Raw genomic sequence first — 18,585 nt, 5'->3', positions numbered from 1 at the left:
GGGGCAGCACGCCAGCAACAAGGCCCCGTTCAGCCTGATCTTCGTCGGCCGTGCCTTCAGCGAAGCCAGCTTGCTGGCGCTCGGGCACGACTTCGAGCAGGCGACGCGCCAGCGCGTGATGCCTCGGCTGAAGGCGGCGTAAAAGGGACTGGCATCCCGTCAAGCAAGCCCATCCGCTGCAACTGCTCGACCACCGCTTCGGCCGCCGCCTCGGCGTCCATCTGGGTCGTGTCGATGCGCAACTCAGGCGCTTCGGGCGGCTCATAGGGTGAATCGATGCCGGTGAAGTTCTTCAGGTCGCCGCGCCTGGCCTTCTTGTAAAGGCCCTTGGGGTCGCGCTGCTCGGCGACGCCAATCGGCGTGTCGACAAACACTTCGCAGAACTCGCCGGCCGCCACGCGCTCGCGCGCCATGGCCCGCTCGGCGCGGAACGGCGAGATGAAGCTCACCAAGGTGATCAGGCCGGCGTCGGCCATCAGCCGCGCCACCTCGGCCACGCGCCGGATGTTCTCGACCCGGTCGCTCTCGGTGAAGCCCAGATCCTTGTTGAGGCCGTGGCGCACGTTGTCACCGTCCAGCAGGTAGGTGTGGCGCGCCAGCGCGTGAAGCTTCTTCTCCACCAGGTTGGCAATCGTCGACTTGCCGGCACCTGACAGCCCGGTGAACCACACGACCGCCGGCTTCTGATGCTTCAGCGCGGCGCGGGCCTGGCGGTCCACTTCGGTGGCCTGCCAATGGATGTTCTGCGAGCGCCGCAGCGCAAAGTGCAGCATCCCCGCGCCGACGGTGTTGTTGCTGAGCCTGTCGATGACGATGAAGCCGCCGGTGTCGCGGTTCGCTTCGTAGGCATCGAAGGGGATCGCACGATCCAGGCTGAGGTTGCAGACGCCGATCTCGTTGAGTTCCAGCGTGCGTGCCGCCAGATGCTCGAGGCTGTTGACGTTGACCTTGTACTTCGGCGCCGTGAAGCTGACGCCCACCGTGCGCGCGCCTACTTTCAGCAGGTAGGGGCGACCGGGCAGCATGGGCTCGTCACTCATCCACACCAGGTTGGCTTCGAACTGATCGGCCACCTCGGGCAGGGCATCGGCGGCGGCCAGCACGTCGCCGCGGCTGATGTCGATCTCGTCGGCCAGCACCAGCGTGACCGACTGGCCGGCCACCGCCAGGGCCAGGTCGCCATCGTGCGTGACGATGCGTTTGACGGTGCTCTCGCGGCTGGAAGGCAGCGCACGCAGGCGATCGCCCGGCCTCAGGCTGCCGCTGACGATGCGCCCCGAGAAGCCACGGAAATCGAGGTTCGGACGGTTGACCCACTGCACCGGCATCCGGAACGGCTGGCGCTGCGCGGTCTCGGCATCGATTTCCACGCTCTCCAGGTACGCCATCAGCGCCGGCCCGTCGTACCACGGCGTGTTGTCGCTGCGCGTGGTGATGTTGTCGCCTTTCAGCGCGGACATCGGGATGGCGTGGAATGCGTCCAGCCCGATCTCGCGGGCGAACAGCCGGTACTCGTCGACGATGCGTTCGAACACCGATTGCGAATAGCCGACCCTGTCCAGCTTGTTGATCGCCAGCACGACATGGCGGATGCCGATCAGCGACACCAGAAAGCTGTGCCGGCGGGTCTGCGTCAACACGCCCTTGCGCGCGTCGATCAGGATCACCGCGACATCGGCGGTCGACGCGCCGGTCACCATGTTGCGCGTGTACTGCTCATGGCCCGGCGTATCGGCGACGATGAACTTGCGCCTGTCGGTGCTGAAGAAGCGGTAGGCCACGTCGATCGTGATGCCTTGCTCGCGCTCGGCGGACAGGCCATCGACCAGCAGGGCGAAGTCGAGTTCGCCGCCTTGCGTGCCGACCCGCTTCGAATCGGCCTCCAGTGCCGCGAGCTGGTCTTCGAACAGCATCTTCGATTCGTACAGCAAGCGGCCGATCAAGGTGCTCTTGCCATCGTCCACGCTGCCGCAGGTGATGAAGCGCAGCAGGCTTTTGTGCTCATGCGCCTTCAGGTAGGCGGCAATGTCCTGCGCTATCAGGTCGGAAACGTGCGCCATCAGAAATACCCTTCCTTCTTCTTCTTCTCCATCGAACCCGTGGAATCGTGGTCGATCACCCGGCCCTGGCGTTCGGAGCTGCGCGCCAGCAGCATTTCCTGGATCACGTCCATCAGCGTGGCCGCGCTGCTCTCCACCGCGCCGGTCAGCGGGTAGCAGCCCAGCGTGCGGAAGCGCACGCTCTTCATCGCCGGTATTTCGCCGGGCATCAGCGGCAGGCGATCGTCGTCGACCATGATCAGCGCGCCGTCTCGTTCCACCACCGGCCGCAGCTGCGACAGGTACAGCGGCACGATCGGAATGTTCTCGAGGTGGATGTACTGCCAGATGTCCAGCTCGGTCCAGTTCGAGATCGGGAAGACGCGGATGCTCTCGCCCTTGTTCTTGCGTGTGTTGTACAGGCGCCAGAGCTCGGGTCGCTGCATCTTCGGATCCCAGCGGTGCTGGGCCGTGCGGAACGAGAAGATGCGCTCTTTCGCGCGCGACTTTTCCTCGTCGCGCCGCGCACCGCCGAAAGCCACGTCGAAGCCATGCAGGTCCAGCGCCTGCTTCAGCCCCTGCGTCTTCCAGATATCGGTGTGCAGCGCCGAGCCATGCGTGAAAGGATTGATGCCTTGCGCCAGCGCCTCCGGGTTCTGATGCACCAGCAGGTCGAGCCCCAGGGTCTGGGTGATGCTGTCGCGAAACTCGATCATCTGCCTGAACTTCCAGGTGGTGTCGACATGCAGCAGCTTGAATGGCGGCCGGGAAGGGTAGAAGGCCTTCATCGCCAGACGCAGCATCACCGAGCTGTCCTTGCCGATGGAGTACAGCATCACCGGGTTCTCGGCTTCGGCCGCTGCTTCCCGAAGAATGTCGATGCTCTCGGCTTCCAGGCGCTGCAGATGGGTCAGGCGCAGCGGCGTCGTTTCGGGCACGAGACTTGATAGGGCGGCGGCATGTGTCGCGTTGGCGGAGGTAGACAGAACGGCTGACATCAGCGCTCCAGTGCAATGTTGTAGCGGGCGATGTAGTCGCCGAAGTGGCGGTCGATCTCTGCGGCGTCGACGCCGAAGTCCTTGCCGTCGTACTGATGCTTCGCACCCGCGGCGTGGCCGCTCCTGTCACGCGTCAGCCAGCCTTGCATTGCCGCTTCGGTCTCTGGTGCCAGCGGCATGCCGAAGTGGCCGTAGATACGGCGCACCACGGCCATCGGATCGGCCTGCACATCGGCATAAGGCGCATCGATGAAGCGCCCGCTGAAATCAGGTCGCGCGCGCAGGGCGTCCACGCGGGCCAGGCTGCGCGACTGCAACTCCAGCATGCCGTAGCTGCCGGCGGGCCGCAGCGTCGAATACAGCTTGCGGTACTGCAGCAGGTTGTTGGAGAGCGACGGAATGATCTTGGCGGGGTCGCGGTGGCATTGAATCAGGCAGGCGTCGGGGTAGACCGCCAGCAGTGTGTCCAGCCAAGCCATGTGGGCGGGTGTCTTCAGCACCCAGCGCTCGGCCGCATGGCGGTGCTGCAGATGTTGCAGGAAGCGGCGGTGTGATTCGTACACCGGGCGCATGTCGCCGCCATAGAGCATCTGCGTATAGCTGGGCACATGCCACCAGGCCATGTAGTTGACGCTGCGAAGCGTGTATTCCCAGATGAAGTTGCACTCCTCGGGCCGCCTGGCGCCAAAGGGGTGAATGGCTTGCAGGCCTTCGTCGAGAAAGCCGATGTCGCGCAGCTTGGCCTGGCATTGCGCGATGCGCGGGTCGTCGCGTGACGCCGCGCGTTCAGGCGGCGGCGACGGGTACATGATTTCCCAGGTGGCCGGCGCCCGGTTGTTCGGGTCTTGCGTCAGCAGGTTGTGCAGGAATGTCGTGCCGGAGCGCGGCAGGCCGATCACGAACACCGGCGCGACGATCTTCTCGCCGGCGATACCGGTGTGGTGCTGGCGATCGTCGGCCATGCGCAGGCGACCGCACAACACATCGTGCAGGTGCCTGCGCGCCATGCGCTCGCCTGCGGCATGCAGCTGGGCTTCATCGTTCAGCGCATTCGTCAACACCTGCAGCGGCGCGCGGAAGTCGTCGCCGCCCCAGTCGACAAGCCCTGTGGCGGCTTCGGCTTCGGCAATCATCTGATCGGCGTTCAGTGATGGCATGTGGGTCCTGGTTCCGGTGGTTCCTGCACCTCAGGCCTCGACCAGCCGGCGCGCGTGGGCGGCCTGGCGTGCGGCGCGTTGATGCCGCCTGTCTTCAGCTGAGATGCCGTTTGTCTCGGGCGGCAGTGCCGCCGCCAGATCGGTGAGCCTGACCAGCGCCACCTGCCTGATCGAGCGCTGCGGGTCGATGCCGCCCGGCGGCAAGGCCTGCCAGCGGATCAGCAGCGTGCCTTCTTCGAGGCCCGCGGTGTCGACCCAGTTGTGCACCATCGGGTCTTGCATCGCGACGACGAAGCTGATCGTGCCGTCGCTGTTGGGCAGCGCCTGAGCCGCGTTGAGGCTGGCGCTGTGCCTGGCGTAGTCCGGTGACGAGCCCCAGGGATCGGCAACCTGGAACCCAAAGTAAGCGGCACCCATCGGGTCGGCGGTGATGACCAGCGCCTGGTCTTCGGCAATGCGGAACTGTGCGCCCACTGTCGCCTGCCTGGCATAGGCGAAGTTGCTTGCGGCGGCCGGCGGCAGCACGTTGTGCGGAAGCTGGCCGAACCATTTCGGCATCGAGTGGATCCAGTAGGGCACCGCACGTTCGACGATCTGCGCAGCGAGCCGTGAAAGCCGCTGCTCATCGGCCGATTCAGCCGAGCCAGCCGGCGGACCGCAGAGGCGCTGCACCTCCAGCGTAATCGGCGACTCGACAGCCCAGTCGTGCAGCGAATCGCGCACGAAGATCAGCTTGGCACCGGGCTTCACAGGCAGGTGATTGCGGCGGCCTTCGCCGGCCAGCGAATCGACATCGAGCACGAACCGGCCCTGCTCCTCGACTTCGAGATCGGCCAGTGTCAGCACGCCCAGCGAATGCGAATCTTCGCCATTGCCGGGATAGGCGCTGAAGACCGTGAAGCTCACGTCCGGCGCGGCATGCGGCGGCACCCGGCCGCGGACCTGGTAGCGCGACTGGGCATCGATGGCGATCACGCGGTACAGGTTGTCGGGGTTGTCCACGCCGTGGCGTGAGCCTGGCAAGTCAAGCCCGAACCAGCGGTGCGGCAGGTTCAGCGTCCAGCAGATGCGCGGGTTCGCCGGATCCATGCTGGCCGCGCAAATCGCGGCACTGAAGGCCCATTCGCTGAGGTTCTGCTCCAGCGTTGCGCGGCCCGCCGGCGTGCCGGCCCGCGCATCCGCCAGGAACAGCGCGCGTGCCCGGGCCAGGCTCTGCTGCACCGCGTCCGAGCCGAACAGGCGCAGTGCCTGTGACTCGACGTCGCGTTGTGCGGCCGTGGCCAGTGGATTGCGCGGCATCGGGCTGGCCGGCGCGGTGCCGGCTGCTGCCTTCGACAAGTGGGCCAAGCGTCACATCGCCGTGTAAACGCCGCCGTCCACCGGAATCAGCTGCCCGGTGACGAAGCGCATGTGATCACTGGCCAGCGCGACGATGGCGCCGCCGATATCGGTCTGGCTGTCGCCCATGCGGCGCAGCGGAATGCTGGCCAGGATCTTGTCGCGCACCTGCGGATTGCGCTCGAAGTACACCTTGGTCGCTTCGGTCTCCGAAGCCGGCGCAATGGCATTGACGGTGATGCCTTCGGGCCCCCATTCGCGCGCCAATGCCTTGACCATGCCGCGCTGCGCACTCTTCACCGACGCGTAGATCGCATTCATCGCACCGCCGTGCAGGGCCTGGGCCGAGCTGAGGATGATGAAGCGGCCGCGGCCGGTGTCGCGCAGATGGTGAAACGAAGCCTGGGCCAGGTGGAATGCGGCATCGATGGCAATGGCGTACTGCTCGTTCCAGCTGTCGTCGGTGATGGTTTCGCAGCCGGTGGGCAGCGAAGACTGGCCGCTCGATGCGTTGTGCACGACGATGTCGAGCCCGCCATAAGTGTCGAGGGCCGCCTTCACTGCCGCGTCGACGGCTGCGCGCTGCGTCACATCGGTCTGCACCGATATCGCCCGGCCACCTTGCGCCTCGATCAAGGCCAGCGTCTCGTCGCCGGTGGGGCCGCGGCGTGCCGCGATCACCACGTTGGCGCCGGCCGCGGCGAGCGCCTGGGCCAGGCCGCGGCCAATGCCGCCACCGGCGCCGGTGACGATGGCGGTTCTGCCGCTCAGCAGTGTCGACTCAGTCATCCCGCAAGCTCCAGGCTGCGCATGTCGGATCCAGCCAGCTCATGGCAGCATCCATTCGCCACCGTCGAGCAGCAGCGTCGCGCCGGTCATCACGCGGCCGGCGGGGCTGCCGAGGAACTCGATCACCGGCGTGATTTCCGCGCCCAGGCTCAGCGGGCGGCCCAGCGCCACCATCACCGCATCGGCCTTCGACGGCAAGGGCAGACCATCGAAGCGCGGTGACAGCGCCAGCGCCGAAGCTGCGACCCAGTTCACCGTGATGCCGCGCTGGCCCCATTGGCGCGCGGTGGACTTGACCAGGCCACGCTGGCCCTCGACGGCAGTGGACAGCGCGACCAGCCGCGGCGCACCGGCCAGCGACAGCGATGGCCCGACCACCACGACCGAGCCGCCGCGCCCCTCCATCTGCGTGAAGCTGGCCTGCAATGCATAGAGCACGCCCTTCATCGCCGCGCTGCAGCTGGCGCGCCAGGCCTCGTCGTCCAGCGTCACGATGTCCTGCGGCTGCAGCGCTGCCAGCGGCAGTGCGCTGATGATCACCTGCGTCGGCGGGCCAAGCTTGTCGCGCGCCGCGGTAAAAGCCAGCTCAAGCTCGGCGCGGGCGCCGAATCCGGCATCGAAGCGGGTCACGCCATTGCCAATCTCGGCCACCGGCGGCTCGCTGCCATCGCTGAGCCAGGCCACACGGGCGCCGCGGCCCGACAGCGCAGCAGTGATCGGCGAACCGATGTCCAGCCCGCAGGTCACCACGTAGATCACGGCATCAGCCATGGCTGCGGCCTGCGCGGAATCGCCAAGGGAGTTGTGCCAGGTTCATCTGCAGGTCCATCGCATGTCTTCAGCGTAACGTAGTTAACTACGTTGCATAAATTAGGGTAAGCACTGATCTGGACTGCGGCTGGCTTCGATGGTTCAGAGTGCGCCGAAGAACTCGCGTAAATCCGTCGCCAATGCGGCGGGCTGTTCCAGCGCCGGGAAGTGGCCGCCGCGTTGAAACTCGCTCCAGCGGATCACGTTGAAGCTGCGTTCGATGCGGCTGCGCGGCGGGTGCGGCAAGAACTCCTTCGGGAATCGGGCGATGGCCGTGGGCACGCCGATGCGTGCGCCGGCCGGCAGCTGGCCGCTGTTTTCTTCGGCGGCGCCGCGGTACATCCACAGGCTGCTCGGCAGCGAATCGCTGACCAGGTACAGCATCACCGCGGTGATCAGGTCGTCGAAGCTGTAGACCGTGCTCAGGTCACCGCCGCAGTCCGACCAGGCGTGGAACTTTTCCAGCAGCCAGGCGGCGCTGCCCAGCGGGTTGTCGGCCAGCGCCAGCGCCACGGTCTGCGGCTTGGTGGCGTGCAGCGCGGCATAGGCCATCTCGCGCTGCTGCACCTGTTGCAGCGCCAGGGCCCAGGCGCGCTCGTCGTCGGTCTGCGGCGCGGCGGCATCGGCGGCGGCCATCGTGCACAGGTTCAGATGCAGCCCGGCCACGTGATCCGGCTGGTCGTGGGCCAGCCAGGTGCTCACGGCCGAGCCCATGTCGCCGCCATGCACGCCGTAGCGGCGGTAGCCCAGCGTCTCGCTCATCAGCCGGTGCCACAGGCGCGATACCGCGCGCAGGCCGATCGGCCGCGCTGGCGCCGGCGAAAACAGAAAGCCGGGCAGCGACGGGATCACCACGTCGAAGCCGGCGGCAGTGAGCGGCGCCACCAGCTGCTGGAACTCGAAGCAGCTGCCCGGCCAGCCATGCGTCAGCAGCAGCGGCAGTGCCGGCGCGCCATCGCTGCGCTGCGCGCGGGCGTGGATGAAGTGCAGGCGCTGGCCATCGACCTCGGCCATGAACTGCGGCAACCGGTTCAGGTCTCGCTCGGCGGCACGCCAGTCGTAGGCGCCCAGCCAGTGCCCCTGCAGGCGGCGCAGGAATCCGATGTCGGCGCCGTAGCGCCAGCCGCTATCGTCGGCCGGACCGGCGGGCCATTGGTAGTCGGCCAACTGTTGCCGGATGCGCGCCAGGCGTTGTTGCGGGACCGCAATCGAATACGGGGTGATCGTCATGCGATTCCTGCGCTTTGCTGGGGTTGCCCCGACTGTCCTCAATACAGATAACTAAGTAAACTAGGTAAACCATCAATGGCGTGCCGGAACGCTTCCGGCCGCCCCAGCGAGGCCCCCATGAGCCAGACCGATTCGACACCCCACTTCGACCCGCTGAGCGCAGACACCTTGCACGAGCCCGGGCCTGCCTATTCGGCGCTGCGCGAGGCCTGCCCATTCCACCACCATCGCAGCGAGGTGCACGACTTCTACGTCACCAGCCGCTACGACGAGATCAAGCAGCAGGTGCTGGGCGACAACCCGGTGTGGAGCTTCCGCTTCGGCAACGCCGCGAAGGACACGATGGGCGATGTCGGCTTCGTCACCGATCCGCCGTTTCACACCTCGTTCCGCTCGGTGCTGCAGCCCGGCCTGCTGCCGCGCGCAGTGCAGGCCTATGCGCCGACGATTCAGGCGATAGGCACCGAGCTGGTCGACGCGATGCTCACCCATGCCAGCGGCGATCTGATGGCCGAATTTGCGATGCCCTTGCCGGCCCGCATGATGTGCGTGATGCTGGGCCTGCCGCAAGAGGGCTACCTGACCTACAAGCGCTGGTCCGACGAATTGCAGGCCCAGCTGTTCCACGAGATGCGGCCCGGTTCGCATGAAGAATTGCTGCGCGAGGTGGTGCCGTTCTTCATCGCGCAGATCGAACAGCGCCGCCGGCAACTGGCCGAGGCCGGCATCACCGAGCCCGGCCTGGCGCAGCTGGGCACGGTGCTCAGCGACGACTACCTGTCGCGCTGCGTGCTCAGCCGTGTCGAGGGGCGGCCGCTGACCGACCCCGAGATCCTGAACGTCTGCCTGGCCTTCCTGACCGGTGGCCAGGAAACCACCGCGAACCTCATCGGCAACCTGGTCTTGCGCCTGCTGGAAGTGCCCGAACGCTGGCAGCGCTTGCGCGCCGAGCCGGCGCTGATCGAGAACGCCATCGAAGAAAGCCTGCGGCTGGACCCGCCCGTGCTGGCGCACTTCCGCACCAGCCGCTGCCCGGTGACGATGCACGGCCACGATCTGCCCGAGCATGCCAAGCTGATGTTCAACATCGCCGGCGCCAACCGCGAGCCGGCCAAGTTCAAGGACCCCGAAACATTCCGCGTCGATCGGCCGTTAGCGGAGGTGCGCCAGCACCTGTCCTTCGGCCACGGCCTGCACTTCTGCATGGGCGCCCCGGTGGCGCGGCTGGAGGCCCGCATTGCCATCCAGATGCTGCTGGAGCGCTGCCCGAAGCTGCGGCTGCTGGGCCGCGGCGAGCGCATCCGCACGTGGATGTACTGGGGCAGGGCGTCGCTGCCGGTGGCTTGGGATTGAGCCCGGACTTCAACGCGATCTACTGGCGGGCTTTGCCTGCGCAAGCCGGCGACCCCAGGAACGGGCCCGCCGGTGGCTTATGCTGGCCGGCATGAAACGTGTCCGTTCCGCGACAAGCCTTGCATCCGACAGCGCGGACGCAGCAGACCCACCCATGCCGGTGGCCGGTGTGCCGGCCCGGTCGAGCTATCACCACGGCAACCTGCGCGATGCGCTGGTCATGCGCGGCATCGAGATCCTGGACACGCAGGGTTTCGACGCCCTCAGCCTGCGCCAGGCGGCCCGCGACGTCGGCGTGTCGCAGGCCGCCCCGCTGCACCACTTCGATGGCAAGGTCGGCTACCTGGCGGCCATCGCGACACAGGGCTTTCGCCTGATGTTCGAAACCCGGATCCGTGCGCTGCGCGATCTGCATGACCCGCGCGAGAGGCTGCTCAGCGTGATGCTGGCCCACCTGCGCTTCTCGATGGCACACCCGGCGCTGTACCGCGTGATGTTCGGCGCCGAGGTGCCGGCGAAGGCGCAGTTCCCGGAGCTGGAACAGGCTGCCACGCGCTCGTACGGCATCCTGGAAACCTGCGTCGGTGATTACCTCAGCCACCGCAATGCCGACCTGAAGCTCGCGCGCTCGGCCGCGCTGGCGGCCTGGACCGCCTGCCATGGCCTGGCCACCGTGATGGCGGACCGCTTGAACGCGTGGGACATCGTCGGCAAGGACGACCCGCTGAAGATCGGCCACCACGTGTTTTCGATCTTCATCGCGGGGCTGGACTACCAGCCCTGAGGTCGAACGTAGCCGCGCCGGGCCGCTCCAGGCGCTTTGAACTCCTCTCAGTCTCCGAGCCCGCGGACGCTGGCTTGCGGACGGCCTTTGAAGCGCGCATAGTCCAAGTCGAAAGCGGTCAGCAGAGGGCGTCCGCCCGCGCGCCGAACGTGCGAGCCCCGCTGGACCGGCGCAAGCGCCCTGGTGTCGCGAAACCATGAACCCTGACACGACCCTCGCGAGTCCGTCAAATCGATGGCACCTGCTGCGTTGCCTCGCCGTCGCGGTGTGCATGGTCTTGCCAATCACCACGAGCGCACTGGCGAAGGAGAAGATCACCTGGGGAGTGCCCCACGCCGCACCGAACCAGATCGTCGACGGTCCGGACAAGGGCCAAGGAATCCGCGATCAGATCCAACTGCTGCTTCAGGAGCGACTCGTCCGCTTCGAGCACCAGACAGTCGTGGCGACGTTTCCGCGGATTCAGAACGAGATGAAAAGGGGCGATCTCTGGTGCTTCGTCGGAAGCCCGCGGAGCCCGGCATTGGAGGAATTCGCCGCCTTCTCGATCCCCGCACAGGTATCACTGCCACGCCGGATCATCGTGAAACGGAAGGATCTGGCCAGGTTCGCAGCGTTCGGTGCGCTGTCCATGGAGGCCCTTCTGGCCGACGGCTCGATGCAAACCAGCTACGGTCGCGGTGTCTCCTTCGGGCCGGGAATCGAGACGCTGTTGACGAAATTCCAGCCGCGTGTCCATGCCGATGACACGGATGCCCTTCGCATGCTGCTTGCCGGTCGCATCGACTATCTGTATGTGTTTCCGGTCTTTGCGGTGTACACGGCCAAGCAGTTGGGCCACGAGGGTGAGTTGGTCGGGCTACCGTTCGCGGAAATGACCGACGCTGTGCTTGGTCGAGTGATGTGTCCCAATTCGGAGCTGGGTCGGCAAGTCATCCGCGAAGTCGACATCATCCTCAAGGAGGCGCGCCCCAAGGCGCGCTATCGCCAGATCATGGAGTTGTGGCAGGACGAAGAGGGTGTGCGTGAGATTCGTCGTTTGTACGACACCAAGTTTCTGATCGCCGAGTGATCCGCATCGGCGCTCAGCATGCGGACTCCACCCCTCAAAGATCGATTGAGGTCGGCTCCGGCAGACATGACAGCGTCCGGTGATGTCGCCCCCGCGGCGTTTCCGCTTCGGGATTCCATCGCGGCGCGCCTCCTTCGACTCATATTTGGCGCCTACCTCGTCGTCGCGGTCCTCGTCACGTGCATCCAGCTCGCACTGGAATACCGGGACACCGAGAATCGCGTGGTGGCAGAGATTCACGCCATGCAGAACACGTTCGGGCGCGCGATCTCTGACGCGATGTGGAACTACAACGCGGAGGTCTTGCGCGGAATCGTGTCTGGAATCAAGGAGATTCCAATCGTCCAAGGCGTCAAGATCGACGACGAAAAAGGAGCATTGGTGCATGCCTTTGGCACGCTGCAGGACGAGCACGGCCGGCGTTTGCGCGCAACGCCCGAAGGGCGTCTTTCCCCGGCGGAACAAGGAGGTGGCCTCTTCGACGAGGTATTGAGCCGCCAGTATCCCATCGTCTACACGGACGAACATGGCACGCAGCGATTGATAGGGCGGTGGACTGTCTACTCGAATCAACAGGTCATCGTGAATCGATTGAAGTACGCCTTCTTCCTGATCCTGGTGAACGCGGTTCTCAAGACGCTCGCGTTGTGGTTCATATTTCTCTACGTCGTTCGCCGCTGGTTGGGACGCCCGCTGCAGCAACTCAGCGAGTTTGTCGGGAGACTGAACATCGACAATCTGGGCGACAAGGTATTCGTCCTCGAGGATCGAGGTCGCCACGAATTGCATCTTCTGGCCAGCAAGATCAACGCGATGGTGGAAAGCCTCAGGAACTCGGTCGCGAAAAACGCCGCGCTCTACAGCGACCTTCAACAGGAGAATGTCGAACGCCAGGGCGCGGAAGAAGCCCTGCGCGGCAGCGAGCAACGCTTGCGGTCGAGTGAAGAAAAGTATCGAAGCATCGTCGAAGAAGCACTGGAGGGCATCTTCCGCGTCTCGATCGAAGGCCGAATGCTGAGCGTCAACCCGGCGGGGGCCCGCATGCTCGGCTATGGCTCAGTGGATGCTCTGCTGAATAGCGTGACGAACCTTGGGTCCCAGGTCTATGCGCGCCCGGAGGATCGAGAACTCATCGTCTCGGCGTTGCTGGAGCATGGCGCCGTCTCGGGCCAGGAACTCGAACTGCGCCGCGCCGATGGGCAAACGCTGTGGGCTGCGGTCAGCGCGCGACTGGTGCGCGATGAGGCCCACCGGCCGCTGTTCATCGAGACCTTCGCCAGCGACGTCACCGCGCGCAAGCTGGCCGAAGAAGAACTCAAGCGCAACCACAATCGCCTCGAAGAGCTGGTCGCCGAGCGCACCGTCGAGTTGACCCTGGCCAAGGAGCTCGCTGATGTCGCCAACCGTGCCAAAAGCGCCTTCCTGGCCAACATGAGTCATGAACTGCGCACGCCGCTCAACGCCGTGCTGGGTTTCGCACAGCTCCTCAAGCAGGACCCAGGTCTCACCGAGCGCCAGGTGCTCGGATTGAACACCATCCAGAAAAGCGGCGAGCACTTGTTGGCGCTGATCGACGACGTGCTGGACCTGGCCAAGGTCGAAGCGGGCAAGGTCGAGCTCTTCCCCGAGCCGGTCGACCTGCACGAATTCCTGGACCTCATCGCGGAGATCATCCGCGTCCGGGCGCGAGACAAGGCTCTCCGGTTCGTCGTCGACCTGCCCGGCGGCCTGCCGCGGACCGCCTGCTTCGATGCCAAGCGTTTGCGCCAGGTCCTGCTCAACCTCTTGAACAATGCCGTCAAGTTCACCGACAACGGCCATGTCACGCTGCGCGCGCGGGTCATGCAGCATGGCGACACGCGGGCGCGGCTGCGCTTCGAGGTCGACGACAGCGGCATTGGCATCGCCCCGGACCTGTTGGAGTCCATCTTTCTGCGCTTTGAACAGGCGGGCGAAGCGACTCACCGCGCGCATGGCACAGGCCTCGGACTGGCGATCAGCCGCCAGCTGGTGCGCCTGATGGGCGGCGAGATTCGCGCCGACAGCCAGCTCGGCCAAGGCAGCCGCTTCTGGTTCGAGCTGGAGCTGCCCGTCGCGCATCTGCATGCGCCGGCGCATGCAGATGCAGGGGCACGCAAGCAGATCATCACCGGCTACCTTGGCCCGCGATGCAAGGTGCTGGTCGTCGACGATGACGCAGGCAACCGCGCGACGCTCACCGAGCTCCTCGCCCCGCTCGGCTTCGAGGTGATGGAGGCTGACAACGGCCAGACGGCACTCGAGCGCGCCCAGGCAGTGACGCCGGACCTGATTCTGATGGACTGCGCGATGCCGGTGATGGGCGGCCGCGAGGCGACCCGCCGACTGCATCAACTGCCCGCGTGCAACGAGGTGCCGATCATCGTGGTGTCGGCGAACGCGTCCAACGCCGAGCGGCAGGACATCCTGGCCGGCGGCGCCAGCGCCTACCTGCCCAAGCCCGTCGACCTGGACCGGCTGCTCGCGGAAATCGGCTCGCAACTGCAACTGGCCTGGCGCTTCGACGCGGTCGAATCCGCGCTCGCTGCCGGCGACATTTCACCGCTGGTGGCGCCGCCGCCCAACGAAATCGACGCGCTGTACCAGCTCGCCAAGTGCGGCAACATGCAGAGCATTCGCATGCACGCCGAGCACCTGGCAACGCTCGACAATGCCTACCGCCCGTTCACCGAGCGGCTGCGCCAGTTGGCCGAGCGCTTCGAATCGCGCGCCATCCTCGAATTCATCGGGCGATTCCGCTAGCCCGAAAGGCCCGAGCTCATCTCAGCCGGGCGCCACCTCGAACAGCCCGGCCGCGCCCATGCCACCGCCGACGCACATCGTCACCACCACGTAGCGCACACCGCGGCGCCGCCCCTCGGCCAGCGCGTGGCCGGCCATGCGTGTTCCCGACATGCCGAACGGGTGGCCGATGGTGATGCCGCCGCCATTGACGTTGAGCCGGTCCATGGTGATGCCCAAGCGCTCGGCGCAGTACAGCACTTGCACGGCGAAGGCCTCGTTCAGTTCCCACAGACCGATGTCTTCGACCTTCAGCCCGTGTTGCTGCAGCAGTTTCGGCACGGCGAACACGGGGCCGATGCCCATCTCGTCGGGCGCGCAGCCGGCGGTCGCGAAGCCGCGGAACCAGCCCAGCACCGGCAGCTGGCGTCGTACTGCCAGGTCGGCATCCATCAGCACGCAGGCCGCTGCGCCATCGGACAACTGGCTCGCATTGCCCGCGGTGACGCTGCCGCCTTCGTTCACCGGTTTCAGGGTCGCCAGCGCCTGCGCCGTCGTGCCCGGGCGGGCGCCTTCGTCGCGCGCCAAAGTCACGTCCTCCTGCCAGACCTTGCCGTCCTTGTCCTTGCACGACATGGTGGTGCGGAGGGGCACGATCTCGGCGTCGAAATGCCCCGCGGCCAATGCGGCGGCGTAGCGCTGCTGGCTGCGCGCGCTGTACTCGTCCTGGCGGCTGCGATCGATGCCATAACGGCGTGCCACGAGATCGGCCGTATCGATCATCGGCATGTAGACCTCGGGCCGGTTCCGCATCAGCCACGGCTCTTCGCGCATGAAACGGTTGGTGTGCTCGCGCACGCAGCTGACGGACTCGGTGCCGCCGGCCACCGCGATGCTCAGCGAGCTCGCCTGGATCGCCTGCGCGGCGATGGCGATGCTCTGCAGGCCCGACGAACAATAGCGGTTCACGGTCATGCCGCTGACCTGCTCGGGGAAGCCGGCCGCGAGCGCGCTGATGCGGCCCACGTTGAACCCGTTGGCGCCTTCAGGGAAAGCGCAGCCGAGCACGACATCCTCGACCTCACCGGGGTCGATGCCGGCGCGCTGCACCGCATGGCGCAGCACGTGGGCCCCGAGCGTGGCGCCATGCGTCAGGTTGAGGGCGCCGCGAAACGCCTTGCCGATGGGCGTGCGGGCGTAGGAGAGGATGGCGACGTCAGGCATGCAATGTCTCGGGTTCTGAATTCGCGGTTTGGGAGAGTGCGTCGGACAAGGCGAGTGCACTCAGGTGCTCGGCATGGCCAGCAATCTCGCGCAGCGCCTCGGCTTCGCCGGCAAACACCGGCAACCCTTGTGCGCTGAAGGCCTGCCGCACCCGCGGGTGCGGGCTGTACACCCACAGCGGCTTGCCGCTGGCCTGCGCTGCGGCGCGGCAGTCGCGCGAGAAGCGCTCGACGTCGTAACTCGGACCGCCGATGGCCAGCAAGCCCAGCAGCACGCAGTCGGTCGCCGGGTCGGCCATCGCGCACTGCATCACGTCGCCCAGCAACGACGGTTTGGCCAGCAGCATCGCGGTCAGGTCGATCGGGTTGCGGTTGAGCGAGAAGTCGGGCAGCAGTTCGCTCAAGCGCGCCTGGCTGGCCGGGGACAGCGGCGCCAGCGTCAAACCGACACGCCAGGCTTCGTCCGCCGCGATGACGCAGGACGCGCCGGAATTGCTGACCACGACCAGCCTCGGCGCCGCAACCGCGCGCTGCGTGTCTGCCGCGCGCAGGTAGCCCGGCACGCAGCGCAGCATCTCGCCCATGTCGGCGACGGTGCGGCAGCCGCTGTCGGCGAACAAGGCATCCAGTGCGTCGTTGCCGGCGCCGAGGGAACCGGTGTGCAGAGCAGCCGAACGGCAGCCGTCCGCCGAGCGCCCTGCGCGCACCGCCACCACACACACACCACGCTGCCGCGCCGTCTGCAGTGCCGTCTGCATGCGCTCGGCGTCACCGACGTTCTCCAGGTACAGCAGGATCAGGCGCACCCCGGGCCGTTGCGCCAAAGCCGCGACGAAGTCGGCCGTGTCGAGGTCGGCTTCGTTGCCGGTGGCGGCGACACAGCGCACACCCACGCCGGCTTCGCGCAGCAGCGCGTACACCGAGACACCGAACGCGCCGCTTTGCGACACGATCGCCACCGGTCCGTCCAGCGGCACGCAGTCGGCGTAGATGGAGGCGAAGGACAGCACCGCGCCGCTGTCGAACGAGGCCACGCCGATGCTGTTCGGGCCGAGCAAACGCATGCCGCCGCGGCGGCAGATGTCCACCAGCTTCTGCTGCTCAGCCTGCCCCTGGGCGCCGACTTCCGCGTAGCCCGAAGCGAACAAGACCACGGCTCGCACACCCAGTTGTGCACACAGGCTCAGCTGGGCTTTGACGGCTTCCGAACCAACGCACAGGATCACGGTGTCGGGCACTTCCGGCAGCGCGTCCAGCGACGCATAGGCTTGCAGCCCCTGGATGCGCTCGGCGCGCGGGTTGACCGGATAGACGCGGCCGCGAAAGCCCTGCTGCGCCAGATACTGCAACGGCCGCCCACCCACCTTGTGAGGGCTGTCCGACGCCCCCACGACCGCGATCGAGACCGGGCCGAGCAAGGCCTGCAGATCGTGCAAAGCAGGGGCCGTCATGGCTGGGCCCCCTGGGCCATGTGGGGCACTGCGGGCGCTACAGGCACCTCAGGCACTTCCGTATTGGCCATCTCCTTGAGCCTGGCCTTCAGCAGCTTGCCGGTGCTGGTGGCCGGCAACTGCGCCAGCGAAATGATTGCTGTGGGCACCTTGTACGGCGCCAGCCGCTCGCGCAGAAAGGCCTTCAGCGCCAGCGTGTCCACGGTCAAGCCGGCGACCGGTTCGAGGTAGGCCACCACCTCTTCGTCGCCCGGCACGCTGCGGCCCACCACCGCGCACTGCGCGACGCCGGGAAACTCGGCGAGGGCGCGTTCGATCTCGGCCGGGTAGACGTTGAAGCCGCCGCGGATGATCATCTCCTTGCTGCGCCCGGCAATGGACAGGTCGCCGTCGGGGCCGAAAACGCCGATGTCGCCGGTGTGCAGCCAGCCGCGTTCGTCAATGGCGGCGCGGGTCTGCACCGGGTCGCGGAAGTAGCCCTTCATCACGTTGGGGCCGCGGATGCAGACCTCGCCGCGCGAGCCGGCGGCCAGGGCCCGGCCAGCGGCATCCTGCACCTCGACCTCGATGCCCGGAATCGGCCAGCCGGCGGTGATGTCGCGTGGCGGCGCATGGCCGATGGTGCGTGTGGCGGCGGGTGCGGACTCGGTGAGACCGTAGCCATGGTGCAGGCGCAGGCCGAGCAGGCTTTCCGTCTGCGCCTTGCGCGTGGCGTCGATCAGCGAGCCGCCGATGTAGATCATGCGCAACCGGTTCGGCACCAGTGTGCGGCCCTGCTGCTGGCACCACTCGTGCAGCCGCGCGTACATCGCCGGTACACCCTGGAAGGCCGTGATCGTGCCCTTGGTGATCGCGTCGGCCAGTGCTGGCGCGGTGAAGCGGCTGACCAGGCGCAGCGTGGCACCCGCGCGCAAACCGCACAGCAGCGCGCTGACGAGGCCGAAGGAGTGCGAGATCGGCAAGGCGTGGAAGATCACGTCGTCGGGCAACAGCACTTCCTGCTGCAGTGACGCGCGCGTCACGAAATCGAGATTGGCATGCGTCAGCATGACGCCCTTGGGCAGGCCGGTGCTGCCCGAGGTGTAGATCATCACCGCCACGTCGTGCTCGCCGCCCGAGTCGCTGCCATCGGCCGCCGTGCCGGGGCCGTCGCAAACCTGCAGGCGGCCTTGTGGAAGCTGTCGCAGCGTGGCCGGCGCAGCAGCGGCCTGGCGGCGCTCGGCATGGGCCGCGGCCTCGTCGGATGATGAGCTGGCGTAGTAGACGAGCCGCGGCTCGCAGTGGCTGCAGATGGCGTCGATCTCGGCCCCTGACATGCGTGCGTTCAGCGGCACCGCCCAGGCGCCGTTGCGGATGGCGCCGAACAGCGCCACCACCATGTCGGCGCTGTTCTCACCCACCAGCACCACCCGCTGGCCACGGCGCAGGCCGGCCGCGGCGAATTCGCTTGCGGCCACGCCGATGCGCTGCGACAGGTTGCGGTAGGACAGCGTGCTGCCGTCGTCGAGCACCAGCGCCGGGTGCTCGCCGCGGCCCTGCACGACGATCTGGTCGACAAGTTCACCGATGCCTGTCATCGCG

14 protein-coding genes are annotated in these 18,585 nt (G+C 66.8%); 4 read left to right on the top strand and 10 right to left on the bottom strand.

Annotated elements, in window-relative coordinates; all coding sequences use genetic code 11:
* Positions 1–56: 56 nt before the first annotated feature.
* From cysN to VLK61_RS03270, 7 genes are all read right to left on the bottom strand, one after another.
* On the bottom strand, positions 57–2,060 hold the full coding sequence (gene cysN, locus VLK61_RS03300) for a sulfate adenylyltransferase subunit CysN (RefSeq protein ID WP_325418263.1): 2,004 nt from the start codon (positions 2,058–2,060) through the stop codon (positions 57–59).
* A complete protein-coding gene (cysD, locus tag VLK61_RS03295) occupies positions 2,060–3,037 on the bottom strand; it encodes a sulfate adenylyltransferase subunit CysD (protein WP_325418261.1) in 978 nt (325 codons plus the stop codon). Before cysD ends, cysN begins: the two co-directional genes overlap by 1 nt.
* Positions 3,037–4,194 (bottom strand): sulfotransferase family protein, encoded by a 1,158-nt coding sequence (locus VLK61_RS03290; protein ID WP_325418259.1) that lies wholly within the window; start codon positions 4,192–4,194, stop codon positions 3,037–3,039. Before VLK61_RS03290 ends, cysD begins: the two co-directional genes overlap by 1 nt.
* Before the next feature lie 30 nt (positions 4,195–4,224).
* Entirely contained in the window at positions 4,225–5,541 is a 1,317-nt protein-coding gene (locus VLK61_RS03285; protein ID WP_325418257.1) for a hypothetical protein, read from the bottom strand.
* 3 nt (positions 5,542–5,544) lie between these two features.
* Positions 5,545–6,321, bottom strand: coding sequence for an SDR family NAD(P)-dependent oxidoreductase (locus VLK61_RS03280; protein WP_325418255.1), 777 nt, complete (start codon positions 6,319–6,321; stop codon positions 5,545–5,547).
* Positions 6,322–6,360: 39 nt separating this feature from the next.
* The gene (locus tag VLK61_RS03275; protein ID WP_325418253.1) at positions 6,361–7,092 is read right to left on the bottom strand and encodes an SDR family oxidoreductase; all 732 of its coding nucleotides are present in this window, start codon (positions 7,090–7,092) and stop codon (positions 6,361–6,363) included.
* A 141-nt stretch (positions 7,093–7,233) separates the two neighbouring features.
* A complete protein-coding gene (locus tag VLK61_RS03270; protein WP_325418250.1) occupies positions 7,234–8,361 on the bottom strand; it encodes an epoxide hydrolase family protein in 1,128 nt (375 codons plus the stop codon).
* Between the two features lie 117 nt (positions 8,362–8,478).
* Here VLK61_RS03270 and VLK61_RS03265 point away from each other — a divergent pair, with 117 nt between their 5' ends.
* From VLK61_RS03265 to VLK61_RS03250, 4 genes are all read left to right on the top strand, one after another.
* A complete protein-coding gene (locus VLK61_RS03265) occupies positions 8,479–9,714 on the top strand; it encodes a cytochrome P450 (RefSeq protein ID WP_325418248.1) in 1,236 nt (411 codons plus the stop codon).
* Positions 9,715–9,868: 154 nt separating this feature from the next.
* A complete protein-coding gene (locus VLK61_RS03260) occupies positions 9,869–10,498 on the top strand; it encodes a TetR/AcrR family transcriptional regulator (RefSeq protein WP_325418246.1) in 630 nt (209 codons plus the stop codon).
* Between the two features lie 196 nt (positions 10,499–10,694).
* Positions 10,695–11,570: an ABC transporter substrate-binding protein gene (locus tag VLK61_RS03255; protein ID WP_325418244.1), complete on the top strand. Its 876-nt coding sequence runs from the start codon at positions 10,695–10,697 to the stop codon at positions 11,568–11,570.
* A 66-nt stretch (positions 11,571–11,636) separates the two neighbouring features.
* Entirely contained in the window at positions 11,637–14,351 is a 2,715-nt protein-coding gene (locus tag VLK61_RS03250; protein WP_325418242.1) for an ATP-binding protein, read from the top strand.
* Positions 14,352–14,372: 21 nt separating this feature from the next.
* On the opposite strand, the gene VLK61_RS03245 is transcribed toward VLK61_RS03250, so the two are convergent.
* The 3 genes from VLK61_RS03245 to VLK61_RS03235 are packed head-to-tail and all read right to left on the bottom strand — an operon-like array spanning position 14,373 to position 18,581.
* Positions 14,373–15,554, bottom strand: coding sequence for an acetyl-CoA C-acyltransferase (locus VLK61_RS03245; protein WP_325418240.1), 1,182 nt, complete (start codon positions 15,552–15,554; stop codon positions 14,373–14,375).
* Positions 15,547–17,004 carry an acetate--CoA ligase family protein gene (locus VLK61_RS03240; RefSeq protein WP_325418238.1) on the bottom strand — a complete coding sequence of 486 codons (1,458 nt, stop codon included), beginning with the start codon at positions 17,002–17,004 and terminating at the stop codon, positions 15,547–15,549. Before VLK61_RS03240 ends, VLK61_RS03245 begins: the two co-directional genes overlap by 8 nt.
* The gene (locus VLK61_RS03235) at positions 17,001–18,581 is read right to left on the bottom strand and encodes a class I adenylate-forming enzyme family protein (protein WP_325418236.1); all 1,581 of its coding nucleotides are present in this window, start codon (positions 18,579–18,581) and stop codon (positions 17,001–17,003) included. Before VLK61_RS03235 ends, VLK61_RS03240 begins: the two co-directional genes overlap by 4 nt.
* Positions 18,582–18,585: the final 4 nt, after the last annotated feature.

The organism is Aquabacterium sp. (genome assembly GCF_035476535.1).
In the GTDB taxonomy this organism is placed as follows: domain Bacteria; phylum Pseudomonadota; class Gammaproteobacteria; order Burkholderiales; family Burkholderiaceae_C; genus Pseudaquabacterium.
This window is presented reverse-complemented; position numbering and strand designations above follow the sequence as displayed.